Annotated in this window: 15 protein-coding genes and 1 tRNA gene; 11 read left to right on the top strand and 5 right to left on the bottom strand. The window is 72.5% G+C overall.

Going from position 1 to position 16,509, the window contains the following annotated elements; translation table 11 throughout:
• The 7 genes from DS079_RS09980 to DS079_RS09950 are packed head-to-tail and all read left to right on the top strand — an operon-like array spanning position 1 to position 9,095.
• Positions 1–528, top strand: coding sequence for an FHA domain-containing protein FhaB/FipA (locus DS079_RS09980; RefSeq protein WP_053916043.1), 528 nt, complete (start codon positions 1–3; stop codon positions 526–528).
• Positions 525–1,874: a PP2C family protein-serine/threonine phosphatase gene (locus DS079_RS09975; protein ID WP_126987067.1), complete on the top strand. Its 1,350-nt coding sequence runs from the start codon at positions 525–527 to the stop codon at positions 1,872–1,874. The genes DS079_RS09980 and DS079_RS09975 overlap by 4 nt, the downstream gene beginning before the upstream one ends.
• Positions 1,874–3,265 (top strand): FtsW/RodA/SpoVE family cell cycle protein, encoded by a 1,392-nt coding sequence (locus DS079_RS09970; protein ID WP_126987065.1) that lies wholly within the window; start codon positions 1,874–1,876, stop codon positions 3,263–3,265. The genes DS079_RS09975 and DS079_RS09970 overlap by 1 nt, the downstream gene beginning before the upstream one ends.
• On the top strand, positions 3,262–4,707 hold the full coding sequence (locus DS079_RS09965; protein WP_126987062.1) for a peptidoglycan D,D-transpeptidase FtsI family protein: 1,446 nt from the start codon (positions 3,262–3,264) through the stop codon (positions 4,705–4,707). Before DS079_RS09970 ends, DS079_RS09965 begins: the two co-directional genes overlap by 4 nt.
• Positions 4,704–6,218 carry a serine/threonine-protein kinase gene (locus DS079_RS09960; RefSeq protein WP_126987059.1) on the top strand — a complete coding sequence of 505 codons (1,515 nt, stop codon included), beginning with the start codon at positions 4,704–4,706 and terminating at the stop codon, positions 6,216–6,218. The genes DS079_RS09965 and DS079_RS09960 overlap by 4 nt, the downstream gene beginning before the upstream one ends.
• Complete coding sequence (gene pknB, locus DS079_RS09955) at positions 6,215–8,446, top strand: Stk1 family PASTA domain-containing Ser/Thr kinase (protein ID WP_126987056.1); 2,232 nt, start codon at positions 6,215–6,217, stop codon at positions 8,444–8,446. Before DS079_RS09960 ends, pknB begins: the two co-directional genes overlap by 4 nt.
• A complete protein-coding gene (locus DS079_RS09950) occupies positions 8,439–9,095 on the top strand; it encodes an anthranilate synthase component II (protein WP_126987053.1) in 657 nt (218 codons plus the stop codon). Before pknB ends, DS079_RS09950 begins: the two co-directional genes overlap by 8 nt.
• A 22-nt stretch (positions 9,096–9,117) precedes the next feature.
• Here the strand turns inward: DS079_RS09950 and DS079_RS09945 are convergent, their stop codons facing one another.
• Genes DS079_RS09945 through DS079_RS09935 form a run of 3 tightly spaced genes read right to left on the bottom strand, consistent with a single transcriptional unit; the run spans position 9,118 to position 10,780 of the window.
• A complete protein-coding gene (locus tag DS079_RS09945; RefSeq protein ID WP_126987050.1) occupies positions 9,118–9,291 on the bottom strand; it encodes a hypothetical protein in 174 nt (57 codons plus the stop codon).
• Positions 9,291–10,046, bottom strand: coding sequence for a class E sortase (locus DS079_RS09940; protein WP_126987046.1), 756 nt, complete (start codon positions 10,044–10,046; stop codon positions 9,291–9,293). Before DS079_RS09940 ends, DS079_RS09945 begins: the two co-directional genes overlap by 1 nt.
• Entirely contained in the window at positions 10,043–10,780 is a 738-nt protein-coding gene (locus DS079_RS09935) for a DUF881 domain-containing protein (protein ID WP_010549444.1), read from the bottom strand. The genes DS079_RS09940 and DS079_RS09935 overlap by 4 nt, the downstream gene beginning before the upstream one ends.
• Positions 10,781–10,894: 114 nt before the next feature.
• Between DS079_RS09935 and DS079_RS09930 the strand changes: the two genes are divergently transcribed.
• The 3 genes from DS079_RS09930 (at position 10,895) to DS079_RS09920 (ending at position 12,916) form a co-directional block, all read left to right on the top strand.
• Positions 10,895–11,497 carry a cell division protein CrgA gene (locus DS079_RS09930; RefSeq protein ID WP_241237621.1) on the top strand — a complete coding sequence of 201 codons (603 nt, stop codon included), beginning with the start codon at positions 10,895–10,897 and terminating at the stop codon, positions 11,495–11,497.
• Positions 11,498–11,677: 180 nt separating this feature from the next.
• The gene (locus DS079_RS09925) at positions 11,678–12,739 is read left to right on the top strand and encodes an LppM family (lipo)protein (RefSeq protein WP_126987044.1); all 1,062 of its coding nucleotides are present in this window, start codon (positions 11,678–11,680) and stop codon (positions 12,737–12,739) included.
• 104 nt (positions 12,740–12,843) lie between these two features.
• A tRNA-Arg gene (locus tag DS079_RS09920) sits at positions 12,844–12,916 on the top strand.
• Between the two features lie 115 nt (positions 12,917–13,031).
• On the opposite strand, the gene DS079_RS09915 is transcribed toward DS079_RS09920, so the two are convergent.
• Together DS079_RS09915 and DS079_RS09910 are read right to left on the bottom strand one after the other, a co-directional pair.
• Entirely contained in the window at positions 13,032–14,243 is a 1,212-nt protein-coding gene (locus DS079_RS09915; protein WP_164736190.1) for a Gfo/Idh/MocA family protein, read from the bottom strand.
• The gene (locus tag DS079_RS09910; RefSeq protein ID WP_126987041.1) at positions 14,233–15,006 is read right to left on the bottom strand and encodes a ThuA domain-containing protein; all 774 of its coding nucleotides are present in this window, start codon (positions 15,004–15,006) and stop codon (positions 14,233–14,235) included. Before DS079_RS09910 ends, DS079_RS09915 begins: the two co-directional genes overlap by 11 nt.
• A gap of 404 nt (positions 15,007–15,410) precedes the next feature.
• On the opposite strand from DS079_RS09910, the gene DS079_RS09905 reads away from it, so the two are divergent.
• A complete protein-coding gene (locus DS079_RS09905) occupies positions 15,411–16,496 on the top strand; it encodes an alpha/beta hydrolase (protein ID WP_126987038.1) in 1,086 nt (361 codons plus the stop codon).
• The last annotated feature ends 13 nt before the right edge of the window (positions 16,497–16,509 follow it).

The raw sequence follows: 16,509 nt of genomic DNA, 5'->3' as shown, positions 1-16,509 counted from the left end.
ATGAGCGAACTGACCCTCGTCGCCCTGCGTCTGGGCCTCGTCCTGGCGCTGTGGATCTTCGTGGTGGTCGTGGTGCTCGTGCTGCGCAACGACCTCTTCGGCACCACCGTCGTCACCCGCTCCAGCCGCGACCCGCGCCGCGAGCAGCGACCGGCCTCCGGCCCGATCGGCGGCGCCGCCTCCGAGGCGGGCGCCGATCCGGCCTCGCTGCGCACCGATCCGGAGGTCACCCAGGCCGCGATGGTCGTCACCGCCGGGCCGCTGCGCGGCACCTCGCTGACGCTCGGCTCGACCCCGATCCTCATCGGCCGGGCCCCCGAGTGCACGCTCGTGCTCGACGACGACTACGCCTCCAACCGACACGCCCGCGTCTTCCAGCGCGAGGACGAGTGGATGGTGGAGGATCTCGGCTCGACCAACGGAACCCTGGTCTCCGGGCGGCGCATCGAGGGCGCGGTGCCCTTCCGGCCCGGGGCGCAGGTGCGGATCGGCCGCACCGAGATCGAGCTGAGACGAGGTCCGCGATGAGCATCGCCCTGCGCTATGCCGCCCGCTCCGACGTGGGCCTGGTCCGCTCGAACAACCAGGACTCCGCCTACGCGGGCAGCCACCTGCTGGTGGTCGCCGACGGCATGGGCGGCCACGCCGGCGGCGACGTCGCCTCCTCGGTCGCGATCGGGCGCCTGGCCGCCCTGGACTCCGAGACCCCGGCCTCCGACATCGTCGCGACCCTCGAGGAGAGCGTGCTCGAGGCGAACCAGGAGATCCTGCGCCGCGCACGGGACGAGCCGCAGCTGCGGGGCCTGGGCACCACGATCACCGCGCTGCTGCGCGCCGAGGGCAAGTTCGCCCTCGCCCACATCGGCGACTCCCGCGCCTATCTCCTGCGCGACGAGGAGACCGTCCAGATCACGAAGGACCACACCTTCGTCCAGCGCCTGCTGGACGAGGGCCGACTCACGGAGGACGAGGCCGAGCGGCATCCGCAGCGCTCGGTGCTCATGCGCGTGCTCGGCGACGTCGACGCGGATCCCGAGCTGGACCTCTCGCTGCGCGCAGCCCATGTGGGCGACCGCTGGCTGCTGTGCTCCGACGGCCTCTCCGGGCTCGTCTCCCTCGACACGATCGACGCGACCCTGAAGGACATCGAGGACCCCGGCGAGTGCGCCGACGCGCTCGTGCAGCTCGCCCTGAAGGGCGGCGGCCCCGACAACATCACCTGCATCGTCGCCGACGTCGTGGACCTCGACGCCCTCCCCCGCGGGGTCGAGGCGCCGTCCACGACCCCGCAGATCGTCGGCTCCGCGGCGCGGAACCGACACCGGCCCACCACCGCCTCCGGCCCCGCCGCGAAGGCCGCCGCGCTCACCCGCGAGGAGCCGGAGATCCCCTACGAGGACGAGGACTTCTCCGAGGAGGAGCCGCCGCGGCGCAGCCCCTGGCCCGCCGTCGTCGTGCTGGCGCTGCTGGTCGCGCTGCTCGGCGGGCTGCTGTGGGGCGGCTACGCCTGGTCCCAGCGGCAGTACTACGTCGGCACCGACGGCACCCGGGTGGTGCTCTACCAGGGACTCGCCCAGGATCTCGGCCCCGTCTCCCTGTCCGAGCCGCTCGAGGTCACCGACATCGAGATCGAGGACCTCCCCGAGATCACGCGTCAGCAGGTCGAGAGCACGATCAGCGCCTCGGACCGCGAGGGCGCCGACCAGATCATCGACCGTCTCGAGCAGGCGGCGGCCGCGAACCGGCCGCCCACGGCGGTCTCCCCCTCCGACGGGGGCGGCGCCTCCGACGTCGGCGGCGCCGAGGAGGGGGCCGCGGACGGCATGGCGCCCCTGCCGACGGCCGGCTCCCCCGACGAGGGCGAGGCGACGTAGTGGCCACCATCGTCTCCTACACCGCACGGCCGCGCCGCCTGATCCAGGCCCTGCTGCTGCTCCTCGCGGTGGCGGTGGGCGTGGGGGCCTACGCCCTGGTGGGGCTGGGCCGCTTCGACGAGCTGCCCGCGAAGCTGCTCCAGGTCGGCATCGGCGCGCTGGTGCTCGTCGCCGTGCTCCAGATCGCCGTGATGTGGCGCGCCCCCTACGCCGATCCCGTGATCCTGCCGATCGTGGTGCTGCTGAACCTCCTGGGCGTGACGATGATCGAGTCCGTCCACGCCGCCAACGAGATCTACGGGCTGCGCAGCTCCGCGAGCGCGGACCGCCAGATGCTGTGGGCCGTGATCGGGGTGGTGCTGTGCGTGGCGCTGCTGGTGCTGCTGCGCGACCACCGCTGGCTGCGCCGCTACACCTGGATCAGCGCCGTGGCGGGCGGCGTGCTGCTGCTCCTCCCGCTGGTGCCCGTGATCGGCTCGGCCCGCAACGGCTCGAAGATCTGGATCTCCGTCGCGGGCTTCAGCTTCCAGCCCGCGGAGCTCGCGAAGATCGCCTTCGCGGTCTTCTTCGCCGGCTATCTCGTCGCCCGGCGCGACACCCTCGCGCTCGCGGGCCCGAAGGTGCTGGGCATCCATCTGCCGCGCTGGTCGGACTTCGGCCCGATCCTGGTGGCCTGGGGCTTCGCGATGGCGGTGCTCGTCTTCGAGACGGACCTGGGGACCTCGCTGATGTTCTTCGGCCTGTTCGTGGTGATGCTCTACGTCGCCACCGACCGGCTGAGCTGGCTCGTGATCGGGGCGGTGATGTTCCTGCCGCCGGCGGTCTTCGCCGCGACCCAGATGAGCCATGTCCGCACCCGCATCACCTGCTGGCTGGACCCGCTCTCGGGCGAGAACTACTCCTCCTGCGAGCAGATCAGCCAGGGCCTGTTCGGGCTCGCCAACGGCGGCCTGGTCGGCACCGGCCTCGGGGAGGGGCGGCCCGACATGGTGCCGCACGCCGAGTCCGACTTCATCTTCTCCTCCTTCGCGGAGGAGATGGGCATGGTCGGCGCCTTCGCGCTGCTGCTGCTCTACCTGCTGCTGGTCCAGCGCGCCATCCGCGCGGCCGTCGGCATCTCCGACGGCTTCGGCACCCTGCTCGCCGGGGGCCTCGGCTTCGTGATGGCGCTGCAGGTGTTCGTCGTCGTCGGCGGCGTGACCAGGGTGATCCCGCTGACGGGCCTGACCCTCCCCTTCCTCGCCGCGGGCGGCAGCTCGCTGGTGTGCAACTGGATCATCGCGGGGATCCTGGTGCGGCTGTCCGACGCGGCCCGGCGCCCCGCCGCCCGCCAGGTGGAGGGGACCCTGCCCGGCTCCCCCGCCCGCTCCGGCCAGGAGGCGATCGCGTGAACAAGCCCCTGCGCCATGTGTGGCTGGTGGTCGGCGTGCTCTTCGTGCTGCTGTTCACCTCCACCACCTACTTCCAGGTCGTCGCCCAGGGCCGGCTCGCCGCCCACGGGCAGAACCAGCGGACCCTCCAGAGCGAGTACGGCCGCCATCGCGGGCCGATCGTGGTGGACGGGCACGCGATCGCGACCTCGCAGGAGTCCGGGGACACCTACGGCTACCTGCGCACCTACGACCCCGGCGCGATGTACGCCCCGATCACCGGCTACTACTCGGTGGTCTACGGCTTCACCGGCATCGAGCGCTCGCTGAACGACACCCTCTCGGGCGAGGCGGACTCGCTGTTCTACCACCGCCTGGCCGATGTCGTCTCGGGCCGCGAGAACCAGGGCGCGAGCGTCGAGCTCACCCTCGACTCCGCCGCCCAGCAGGCGGCCTGGGACGCGCTGGACGGCCGGCGCGGCGCCGTGGTGGCGCTGGACCCGGAGACCGGCGCGATCCTCGCGATGGTCTCCGCACCGAGCTTCGACCCCAACGAGCTCGCCTCCCACGACACCGGCGCGGTCTCGGCCGCCTGGTCCTCGCTGAACGAGGACCCCGAGCGGCCGCTGACCAACCGTGCGATCGGCGGGGACCTCTACCCGCCCGGCTCGGCCTTCAAGCTCGTCACGGCCTCCGCGGCGCTCGAGACCGGCGACTACACCGCCGAGTCGGTGATCCCCGGCCCCGGGAAGTACGAGCTGCCGAACTCCTCCTCGGTGATGAACAACTTCTCCGAGGGGCGCCAGGAGCCGTGCGGCCCGGACGACGAGTCCACGCTCGCCGAGGCGCTGCGCCAGTCGTGCAACACCTCCTTCGGCATGCTCGGGGTCGAGATCGGACAGGACCAGCTGCGCAGCACCGCCGAGGAGTTCGGCTTCGGCCAGGACCTCTCGATCCCGATGGGCGTGACGCCCTCCCGGATCGGCGAGGACCTCGACGACGCACAGCTGGCGACCACCTCGATCGGGCAGTACGAGACCCGGGTGACCCCGCTGCAGATGGCGATGGTCGGCGGGGCGTTCGCGAACGACGGCGTGGTCATGCAGCCGCAGCTCGTCCAGGCCGTGCGCACGGGCGACCTCTCCACAGTCTCCGAGCTGACCCCGAAGGAGGTCGGCCAGCCGCTGTCCGCCGCGAACGCCGCGCAGATGCGGCAGATGATGGTGGGCGTGGTCAAGGACGGCACCGGCTCGGCGGCGGCGATCGACGGCGTCGAGGTGGGCGGCAAGACCGGCACCGCCGAGTGGGGCGAGGACCGCTCCCCCCACTCCTGGTACGTCGGGTACGGACAGACGGACGAGCAGAAGATCGCGGTCGCGGTCGTGGTCGAGGAGGGCGGATACGGGTCGCGCACCGCGGCGCCGATCGCCCGTGACGTGATGGAGGCGGTGATCCAGCGATGAGGACCGAACCGGGGCTCGTGCTCGAAGGACGGTACGAGCTCGCCTCGCTCATCGCCACGGGCGGAATGGGGCAGGTCTGGAAGGGCCGCGACCAGGAGCTCGAGCGCGATGTCGCGATCAAGGTGCTGCGCGAGGAGTACGCCGGCGACGAGGGCTTCCTCAAGCGCTTCCGGGCCGAGGCGAGACACACGGCCGCCCTCTCCCACGAGGGCATCGCCGCGCTGTACGACTACGGCGAGCTCGACGGCCGCGCCTACATCGTGATGGAGCTGTGCCCCGGCCGGCCCCTCTCGGACATCATCGAGGAGAACCCCGGCGGACTGCCCGAGAAGCGCGTTGTCCAGCTGATGATCGAGCTCGCCCGGGCGCTGGACGCCGCCCATTCCAAGGGCGTCGTGCACCGCGACGTGAAGCCCGAGAACGTGCTGGTCGACGAGAAGGACGGATGGTCCATGAAGATCACCGACTTCGGGATCGCGCGCAGCAAGGACCAGGCACGGCTGACGAAGACTGGCCTGGTCATGGGCACCGCCCAGTACCTCTCCCCCGAGCAGGCGATGGGCAAGCAGGCCACCTCCCTCTCGGACATCTACGCCCTGGGCATCGTCGCCTACGAGATGCTCGTGGGCAGCCGCCCCTTCACCGGCTCCAGCCAGGTGGAGATCGCGATGGCGCAGGTCAAGCAGCAGCCGCCGGAGCTCCCGGAGGCGATCGGCGCGGACCTGCGGCGACTGGTGATGATGATGCTGGCCAAGGCGCCCGCGAACCGTCCCCGCTCCGCGGCGGCGGTCGCGCGGATCCTCGAGGCGATCCAGCGCGGGGTCGAGCCGCGCTTCACGACCGGGGCGATCCCGGTGACGCGGGTCGAGGACCACGACTGGACGGGCGAGAACCGGGTGCGGCCCGCCGGCTCCGGGACCGGGGAGCAGGCTCAGCGCCCCGGCGCCTCCCCCACGGGAACGCGCACCGCGGCGATGCCGCTGCCGCTGTCGGGCCGCAGCCGCGGCATCCGCCATCGCTCGGGGGCCTCGGGCCCCTCGGCGCTGTCGGCGGCCTCGGCCGGCTCCGCCCCGCGACGCGGCTCGGCGCGCTCGGCCCCGTCGGCGAGCTCGGCCCGCTCCGCGGCCTCGCCCGCCCCGGCCCCGCGCGGCGACCGCGCCCCCTCCCCGCTGCATGCGGCCTCGGCGGCGAGCACCGCCGACGGCGCCGATCGCGCCTTCTCGGGCGGCGCCTTCGACGACGTGGACACCGCGGCCTCCTCGCGCACGGTGCGCGGGACGAGCACGGGGCGGCGGGTCGGCGGGATGTCGGTGCCGGGCCTGGTGCTGCTGATCCTGGTGGTCGTCGCGATCGCGGTCGCCGTCGCGGGCGGCCTGGGACTGCTGCCCCTCGGCGCGATCGACGCCTCGGCGCCGGCGGGCCTGGGCACGACGTCGGGCGAGGCGATGTCAGCAACTACGATGGTCGGATCGATCGGTGTCGGCCACGGCACGAGGACGGGTGTGGAGTGAGCGGAGAGACGGTGATCCTGGGTGGTCGGTACCACCTGGGAAGGATCCTCGGGACCGGGGGCATGGCGGAGGTGTTCCTCGCGGAGGACACGCGCCTGCACCGCACGGTCGCGGTGAAGGTGCTGCGCTCCGACCTGGCCCGGGACGCGAACTTCCAGGAGCGCTTCCGGCGTGAGGCGCACAGCGCCGCGTCCCTGAACCACCCCTCGATCGTCGCCGTGTACGACACCGGCGAGGAGCAGCAGACCACGATCACCGGCTCCGAGGTGACGATCCCGTACATCGTGATGGAGTACGTCGAGGGACGCACCCTGCGCGAGTACATCGACCCCGAGCACCCGATGGACGTCATCCAGGCCGGGGAGATCATGGCCGCGCTGCTCAGCGCGCTGGAGTACTCCCACCGCGCCGGGATCGTGCACCGCGACATCAAGCCCGGCAACATCATGATCAACTCCGCGGGCGCCGTGAAGGTGATGGACTTCGGGATCGCCCGCGCGGTCGCAGACGCGACCAGCGCCATGACCGCGACCCAGGCCGTGATGGGCACCGCCCAGTACCTCTCCCCCGAGCAGGCGCGCGGCCAGCTGGTCGATGCGCGCTCGGACATCTACTCCGCCGCCTGCGTCATGTTCGAGATGCTGACCGGGCGCCCGCCGTTCACCGGCGACACCCCGGTCTCGATCGCCTACCAGCACGTGCGCGAGGACCCGCAGCCGCCCTCGGCCTACAACCCGGCCGTGACCCCTGCGCTGGACGCGGTGATCCTCACGGGCCTGGCCAAGGACCGCGAGCAGCGCTACCCCAGCGCCGTCGCCTTCTCCCGGGACATCGCCGCCGTCGTCGCCGGGCGCGCCCCGGCGCTGGTCGCCGGCGCGCTGCCGGGACACGACGACCCCGAGGCCACGACCGTGCTCAGCCCGCTCGACGACGCGACCGAGGCGCTGCCGGCGACCGCCGGCAGCGCCTCGGTCGCGGGCGCGGCGGGCACCGCCGCGATGCGGCCCCAGGACTGGCGCACCGGCTCCGCGCCCTCCCCCGCGACCGGGCCCCTCGCCCTGCGCTCGGGGGACGAGGTGGAGCCCGAGGAGAAGCGCAGGCGGCCGTGGTGGCTGATCGTCCTGGTGACCCTCGTGGCCCTGGGCCTGATCGCCGCGGCGCTGGCCTACTTCCGGCCGTGGGACCGGGGGCCGGAGACGGTCGCGGTCCCGAACGTGGTGGGGCAGACGGAGGACCAGGCGCGCAGCGCGCTCACCGAGGCCGGGCTCGACCCGACCTTCGAGCCGACCCCCTCCCAGGACGTCGACAAGGGCGAGGTCATGGAGACGGACCCGCCCGCCGGCCAGGAGGTCGAGGTGGGCAGCCCCATCACTGTCACGGTCTCCGGCGGCCCCGACGCGGTGACGGTGCCCGAGGACCTGCAGGGCAAGAGCCGCGAGGACGCCCGGGCGGCCCTCGAGGCCGTCGGACTCACCATGACCGAGGGCGAGGCGGAGGACGTCCCGCAGGAGGCGGGGACGGTGGCGAGCACGTCTCCCCAGGGCGGGCAGTCCGTGGACCGGGGCACCGAGGTCGAGGTGCGCTTCGCCTCGGGCAACGTCGAGGTCCCGAACGTCGAGGGCGTCCAGTTCGACAAGGCCAAGGAGACCCTCGAGGCCCGCGGTTTCGAGGTCCCGGATCCCGCGGAGCGCGAGGAGGCGGGCGAGGACCCCGGCACCGTGCTCTCGCAGACGCCCTCGGCCGGCGGCAGCCCCGCCCGCTACGGCTCCACCGTCGACCTCGTGATCGCGGCCGCACCGGGTCCCGTGGCGGTCCCGAACGTCGCCGGGCAGACCCTCGAGAACGCGCAGAAGACCCTGTCCGACGCCGGCTTCACGGGTACCACCCCGACCTCGGAGTTCTCGGACTCGGTGCCCGAGGGACAGGTCATCCGCACCGAGCCCGCAGCGAACGAGCAGGTCGACCGCGGCACCACGATCACGATCGTGGTCTCCAAGGGCCCGGAGCCGACGCCCACCCCGACGCCGACGCCCACGCCGACGCCGACCCCCACCCCGACCGAGGAGCCGAGCCCGACCGAGGAGCCGAGCGACAGCCCCTCTCCGACCACGGACCCGCCGGAGGACGAGGGCGACGACGCCGCGCAGGGCGGCGGGAACAACGGACGCGGCGCGGGCGCCGGGAACGGGAACGGGAACGGGAACGGGAACGGGAACGGCGATGGCTGAGCAGTCCGCGGCACGGATCCTCGTGATCGACAACTACGACAGCTTCGTCTACACGATCGTCGGCTACCTCCAGCAGATGGGGGCCGAGACGACGGTGGTCCGCAACGACGAGGTGCCCGCCGACGACACGGGCGCCGTCGACCTCACCGGGTTCGACGGGGTGCTGGTCTCCCCCGGCCCCGGCAATCCGTCCACCGCCGGTCGCTCCCTGGACGTGATCGGCCGCTGCGCCGAGCAGCGGGTGCCGATGCTCGGGGTGTGCCTCGGGCACCAGGCGCTGGGCCAGCACTTCGGGGCGCGCGTGGACCACGCCCCGCAGCTGATGCACGGCCGCACCAGCGAGCTCACGCACGAGGGCAGGAGCGTCTTCGCCGGCGCCCCCTCCCCCATGACCGCGACCCGCTACCACTCCCTCACCGTGGTGCCGGAGACGATCCCGGCGGAGCTCGAGGTCACCGCCCGCACCGCAGACGGGATGGTGATGGGCCTGGCCCATCGGGAGCTGCCCCTGCACGGGGTGCAGTTCCATCCCGAGTCGGTGCTCACGGAGAACGGGCACCTGATGCTGGCGCGCTTCCTCGAGCTGTGCGACGGCCGTGACGCCCTCGAGCGCTCGGAGGGGCTGAAGCCCCTGATGACCGCGGGCTGAGCCCGTCGGCCGGCTCCTCCGGTCAGCCCGTGGCGGCCACCGCCCCCACGAGTCCGTCGTTGAAGGGCATGAAGGGCGCGATCGCGGGGAACACCCACCCGAACAGGGCCACGATGATCGCGGCGAGCACCAGCACGGTCAGCAGGATCCGCACCCAGAGCGGTCCGGGCAGGAGTCGGAACAGCCAGGCGTACATCAGCCCTCCTCGGCGGCGTCGGGGGCGGGCGCGAGAGCCTCGGGGATCCCGTCGGCCCGGTCCGTCCAGTACGAGAACTCCGCGTGGACGATGTAGCGCTCCCGCGCGGAGTACATCGGATGGCAGGCGGTCAGGGTGAGCATCCGCTCGGTGGGCTCCGCCCCGCTCTCGCCGGGCGTCGGGGCGATCACCCAGGCGTCGTCCGGCATCACCACGAGCGACTCGGTGACCTCGTAGACGTAGAAGGCCTCGTCGGTCTCCACCACGATCGGATCACCCTTCTCGAGGCCGGCGATGTCCTCGAGGACGCGGCCGTAGGTGTTGCGGTGGCCGGCGACGGAGAAGTTCCCGACCTGGCCGGGCAGCGCGGTCTCCGGGTAGTGGCCGGCTCCCTTGACGTTGAGGACCTGCTCGAGGTCCACGCCCTCGGCGAGCGGGAAGCGGTCGCGGTCGAAGGCGGGCACGTGCATCGTGCCGAAGACCATGGTGTCCTCGGGCGTCGCGGGGACGGGCGGCGGACCGTCCTGCCGCGGGGCGATCCGCTCCTCGTCCACGGCGCCCCATTCCTGCTCGAGCCCGTCGAGGATCCCGGCCTGCTCGCGGTCGGCCATCACGTCGGTCCACCACAGCTGCCACACCAGGAACAGGCCCAGCAGCACCCCGGCGGTCAGCAGCAGCTCGCCGAGGACCCCGAGCACGCCCGGCCCGCGGGGCCGGCCGCGGTGGGAGGCGCCGGCCCGCCGGGCGGCGTTCACCGGCTCACCGCGGCGTCGACGGCGAGGGGGCCGACATAGGCGGGCAGGGTGGTGTCCTGGAGCGTCTCGACCTTCTCGCCGAGGCCGACGTGATCGACCCATTCGCGGTAGAGCTGCACGTTCTGGGAGGAGTCGAGCGCCTCGGTCATCTCCTCGACGGGGCCGATCACGGTGATGACGAAGGGCGGGGAGTAGACGCGGCCCTCGAGCAGCAGGGTGTTGCCGGCGCAGCGGAAGGCGCTGCCGTTGACCACGCGCTGGTCCTGCAGCATCATCGCCTCCGCGCCGCCGGCCCACAGGGCGTTGATGAAGGACTCGAGGTCCTGCTGGTGGACGACGAGGTCGTCGGGCTCGGTGCCCGGGATCGCGCCGAGCGCGCTCGAGGGCGCATCGGTCAGCGTGATCCGCAGTCCCGGTCCGGAGACCTCGCTGAGGCCGACGGCGTCCTCGACCTCGGCGGTGCGCTCTGCGGTCGCCGCGCCCGCGCCCTGGCCGCGCAGCTCCTCGATCTCGGCGCGCTTGTCGGCGTTGTCCTCGGTGAGCTCCTCGATGGTGCGGCCTCGATCGGCGAGGACCCCGGCGACGTCGCTGCTCTCGTCACGGATCGAGCCGCCGGCGGCGAGGCGGGAGGTGGTCGCGAAGAGCACGCCGCACAGCACCATCACCAGGGCCACGCCGACGCGCCCCCGGGCACGGCCGCGACGGCGCCCGGACGGGGCGTCCTGTGCTTCCATCGTCACTCCTCGCTTCGCGCGCGTCCCGGACGCCCATTACCCTAGGCCACGGTCCGCACCCGCGGATCCGCGCGGCACGGTCGCGCGACGGCCGCGTCGAGGGAGCATCGTTCCATGGCCAGGAGCAGGAAGAAGTCGTCCGCCCGGGCGACGTCGAGCGCGAAGGCCGCGAGCACGGACCCGCAGGACGTGACGCCGGACGCCGAGGACCCGACCGCGGAGGCCGAGGACGCCGCGACGGACCTCGAGGACACGATGGCGGACGCGGAGGACGCGACCGCGGAGGCCGAGGACTCGAAGCCCGCCGGGGGCTCCGCGAAGGGCCCCGTGCGCCGCAGGGGCGCCGCCGGCAAGGACCCCGTCGGTCGCGGCGCGACGAAGGGCGCGTCCGGGAAGAAGAAGAGCAAGGGCGAGACCGGCAGGACCGCCGGCGGCGAGGTGCCCGAGAAGGCGAAGGACTCCACGCGCGCCACATCGGTGCGCCGGGCCGCCGCGGCCGAGACCTCCCGCACCACCGGACGCCGCGTCGCGGCCGCCGGGCAGAACCCGCAGTGGCTCGCCCCCGCCGCCGTGGTCTTCCTGATCCTGGGCCTCGCCTACCTGGTGACCTACTACATCACCGCCGGGCAGCTGCCCCTGCCGATCGGCGACTGGAACCTCGCCGTCGGCTTCGGCGTGCTGATGGTCGGCGGCGGCATGCTGATGTTCTGGAAGTAGCCGGTTGTTCTGGAAGCAGCCGGTCGCCCCGGCTCCGATCGATCGGAGCCGTGCGACCGGACCGCGCGCGATGGGGAGTTCTCCCCACCGCGCGCTCCCTCCTGCGCAGGTACGCTGACCGGGAAGCGCGTCACACCCGGTGGCGCCACGCACCTCGGTGCGCGACCCGACGGGGGACCCATGACCAGCATCTCCAGACGGCGCAGACTCCTCGCGCTCCTCCTCGTTCCCTTCATGATGGTCCTCGCGGGCTGCGGCAAGTTCGACGCGACCTTCGACATCAAGGATGCCGAGACCATCGACGTGACGATGGACATCGGCCTGGACACCTCCCTCATCGGGTCCGAGTACTCCTCCGCCGAGGAGATGTGCGCCGAGATGGAGGGCGAGGAGTCGGGCGTGGCCGGCGAGATCGCCCCGACCGTCGAGCCGTACGAGGCCGACGGCATGTACGGCTGCAAGATCACCGGCGTGGTCGACAACGAGGAGTTCGGCAACGGGCTGGACCTCGTCGAGGAGGACGGCGAGTACCACTTCACCCTCGACCCGGCGCAGGCCGGGCTGGGCGACCTCGCCGACCCGACCCTGGCGGACTACGGCTTCGAGTTCTCGATGACCTTCATCTTCCCCGGTGAGATCATCGAGTCCTCCGGCGGCCAGATCGACGGCAGCACCGTCGTCTTCACGGATGCGGCTGAGATCGCGAACGGGATCGACATCCGCGCCGAGGCGAACAGCTTCCGCTGGGTCATCGTGATCATCGCCGTCGTCGTGATCGGCTTCCTCCTCCTGCTCGCGGCCGCCGTGGCGGTCTTCCTCGTGGTCCGCTCGCGGAAGAACAAGGCCGGCGCCTCCTCGGGCGTGCCCGGCGGCTACGGCGCCGGTGCGTCCGTCGGCGCCGCGTCCGGGGCGTCCCCGGCCGCTCCGCCGAGCGCGCAGTGGGGCCAGAGCTCGCCGCCGCCCGCACCTCAGGGCGGTCAGGGCGTGCAGAGCGGCCAGGGCGGCCAGCAGTGGGGCCAGGCCTCTCCCCCGCCCGCACCCCAGTCCGGTCAGCAGTGGGGGCAGGGCTCGCCGCCCGCGGCCCCGCAGGGCGATCAGCAGTGGGGCGCCCCTCAGCAGGGCGGCCATGGCTCCCCGCAGGGCCAGCAGCAGCCTCCGTGGGCCCATCCCGACAGCGGCCAGAACCCCGGCGGGCCGCAGGGCCCCGGCTCCCCGCAGCCCCCTCAGCAGTCGGGCTGGTGACCGCCGCGGGCCATGGCCCCGCTCCTGTGAGCAGGGTCATGGCCCATCGATTGGCGCCGGCCGCGAGGGCCCGCTAGAGTAGTCCAGGTCAGCGCAGCTGGCGAGCGCCCGTAGCTTAACGGATAGAGCATCTGACTACGGATCAGAAGGTTGGGGGTTCGAATCCCTCCGGGCGCGCAGAAGGAAAGGCCCCTCATCAGCGAGAACATCGCGATGAGGGGCCTTTTGCATGTCCGCGTGCGGTCACCTCGCCGCCGCGCCCCGGTGACTTCTCGGGGCGCGGCGGCTCGGCTCAGGAGCCGGCGACGAGCGCCTCGCGCACGCTGCTCCAGGAGCGCATGATCTCGCGAGCCTGCTCGTCGGCCTCTGCGGCGATCGCCTCGACGCGCGCCTGCTCGAGCAGCTCGTCGATCTCGACCCGCTCCCCGCGCTCGACGGCGGCGACGGCCGCCTCGACCATGGCGAAGCTGAGCACGTTCTCGTGGATCTCGCACATCGGGGTGCGGCCCTCGCGCAGCGCGGAGACGCACTCGACCAGCGAGGCGGCGATCTGGTCGGGCTCGGGCGCGGTCTCGGCGTCGATCGCGGCCTGCAGGCGCGCGGTCTCCTCCTCGTCCTCGGTGCCGACGACCGGGGCACCGGTGCCGTCCCAGGTGGCGGAGCCGTGCTGGGCGCCGATCCGCCATTCGCTGTTCCACCAGGTCGGACGGCCGCGGGCGTTCCAGGTGCCGTGGTAGGCGAACAGGGACCCGTCGGACATCTCGAAGGTCGCGCTGACGGTCGCGTCGTGGTGGTAGACGCTCCACTCGGGGCGCGTCCCGCGAGCGGTGACCGCGACCGGGTCCGCGTCCAGGATGTAGCGCGCGGTGTCGAAGGCGTGGATGCCCATGTCGCGCAGCAGCGGGTGGTCCTGGGTGCGGCGGAATCCCTCCATCTCCGTGAACAGGGAGAAGAAGGCGCTGGTCATCACCGTCGGCCCGTGGGCGGCGACGAAGCTGCGCAGCTGGCGCACCTGGCGGAAGAAGCGTCGGGACTGGGAGACCATGAACGGCACGCCGGTGAGCTCGGCGTGCGCGAGCAGGCTGATCGCCTCGGGCAGCGTCTCGGTGACGGGCTTCTCGCCGAGCACCGGGATCCCCGCGTGCAGCGCCTTCACGGTGACGGGATGATGGGCGACCGGCACGGTCGGGTTCACGATCAGGTCAGCGCCGAGCTCGAGGGCGAGGTCGACCCCGTCGGCGCCGACGGCGACCGCCGCCGGGTCCTCCGCGCCGGACTGGTCGATCACGCGCTGCGGCGCGCCCTCGACCAGGTCGGCGACGCCGACGAGCTCCGCGACCCCGCTCGCGACGACCTCCCGGGCCCACCAGCTGCCCATCGAGCCGGCGCCGACGACGACCACGCGCGCGGGACGCTCCGCGGACAGGCGGGGGAAGCCGGTCAGGGAGGCCGACGGCGTCGGGGCGGCGGAGGTGTCGGTGAGCGTCCTGGTCTCAGATGACACGCGCGACCCCGTCCTCGTCGTCCCCGCGGAACCAATCGCGCGGGGCGTTGGCGATCTTCACCGGGGCGGCCTCGCGCCCCTCGGGCCGGGCCCAGACCACGGCGTTGGCGAGGACGCGCTGGATCTCCGCCTGGCGGTAGACGGGGTACTCCTGGTCGCCGGGGCTGAAGTAGAAGACCTTGCCCTTGCCTCGGCGGAACACGGCGCCGGAGCGGAACACCTCGCCGCCGGCGAAGGAGGAGACGAAGACGAGCTCGTCGGGGGCGGGGATGTCGAACATCTCCCCGTACATCTCCTGCTCGGGGACGACGATCGGGTGCGGCACGCCGCGGGCGATCGGGTGGGAGCCGTTGACGGTCCAGACCCGCTCCTCCTCGCCCTCGTTGCGCCACAGCAGGTTGCAGGTGGTGCCCATCAGCTTCTTGAAGGGCTTGGAGTAGTGGGCCGAGTGCAGCGGGATCAGCCCCATGCCCTCGTGGACGCGGCGCACCACGCGCTCGGCGATCTCGTCGGGAACGTCCTCGTGCGCCATGTGGCCCCACCAGGTGAGCACGTCGGTCTCGGCGAGCGCCTCCTCGGAGAGGGACTCCTCGATGTCGTCGAGCAGGGCGATGCGCACCTCGGCCTCGACGCCGTCGGCCGCGAGGAGGGTCCGCAGGGCCTCCGCGATCACGGCGTGCATGCCCTCGGGATAGATCTCCTGGACCTTCGGGTCGACCTTCTCGTGCCGGTTCTCGCCGAAGACGGCGATGCGCAGTGTCATGACTTCCCTCGTCCTGTCGTTGATGGTTCGCGGGCCGCCCCTCCTCGGGCGACCCGGTCCATCGTAGGGGCGTACGGCCCCCGTCACCTCGGCGGACCCGCCGCGAGGCCGTTTCCCGGATCGGGACGGCCCCTGACGCAACCGTGACCCGCCTGTGACCCATTCCTCACGAGTAACTGCCTATGGTCGACGTCAGGCTCCTTCAACGGCGAGGGAGCCTGCCCTCCATCCCGCCGGCGACCGGCCGGTCGGGTATCGGCGCCCCGTCGCCCACCAGGCCTGACGGACGACCGTCGGGTAACTTGACGCGCCGTGACGACCTGCACTTCTTGCGGGCCGTGATCGTTCCGTGATCGTGTGGTCGTGGACACACGCCCATCCCGGACTCCTCGGAGGTCACGACCTTGTCCCCTCGCAGCATCGTCCCGCCCTCGCGCCGCTCCCTCCTCCTCGGCGCAGCGGCCGTCGCCCCTCTCGTCGCCCTCGGCGCCGGCAGCGCGAGCGCCGCCGGCCTCGGCGGGTTCAGGAACGCCGCCGGCCTGCGCATGATCGACGGCAGCCCGTGGGTGCACGACGACATCCGCTCGGTCGACTTCCGCTTCGACACCGGCGGGCAGGTGAGGACCTTCCCGCCGTCGGTCCGCGTGACCGTTCCGCCCAGCTATGCCGACAACCCCGACAAGCGCTACCCCGTGCTGCTGCTCCTGCACGGCGGCACCGGGATGTTCCTGGACTGGACCAGCTGGGGCAACGTCGTCGAGGAGACCGAGAAGCACGAGGTCATCGTCGTCATGCCCGACGGCGGCGCCGGCTCCTTCTACTCCAACGCGAACTTCCCGCTCCCCGGCCGCACGGCGAACTGGGAGTCGTTCATCATGACGCAGGTCCTCCCCTTCGTGCACGAGAACTTCCGCACCGACTCAGCGCGGATGGCGATCGCCGGACTGTCGATGGGCGGCTGGGGCGCTCTCGCCCTCGGCCAGCGCTACTACGGCCACTTCCGCTCCGTCAGCTCCTACTCCGGGCCCGCGGACTGCGGACTGACTCCCGCAGGCTTCCTGGTGAACGCCGTGATCTGGGGCGGACCGGCCGCGGACGCGCTGAAGTACTTCGGCACCGCCAACCCGATGGGCGCGACCTGGGGCCACACGCTGTACCCGGAGGTCGCCAAGGGCTACAACCCGCTCGCGAACATCGACAAGTACAAGGGCAAGCGGCTCTTCCTCCGCACCGGCGACGGCTGGTGGCTGGACGGCTTCGACAAGTACCCGGACATCGCCCAGCGCATCAAGGACAAGGCCCTCTCGTTCGGCGCCGACCTCCAGGAGAGCGTCGTCATGGCCACCCAGACGGACTTCAGCCGGGAGCTGGACCGCGCCGGGGTCGAGCACGAGTTCGAGGTCATCAACGGCGCCACCCACACCCCCGACCTCTGGACGGCGTCCCTCACCGAGGACCTCCCCGGGATGATGAAGGCGCTCAACGCCTGAGGGAGCATCCCGC

This window comes from Brachybacterium paraconglomeratum (genome assembly GCF_003994255.1).
In the GTDB taxonomy this organism is placed as follows: domain Bacteria; phylum Actinomycetota; class Actinomycetes; order Actinomycetales; family Dermabacteraceae; genus Brachybacterium; species Brachybacterium conglomeratum.
This window is presented reverse-complemented; position numbering and strand designations above follow the sequence as displayed.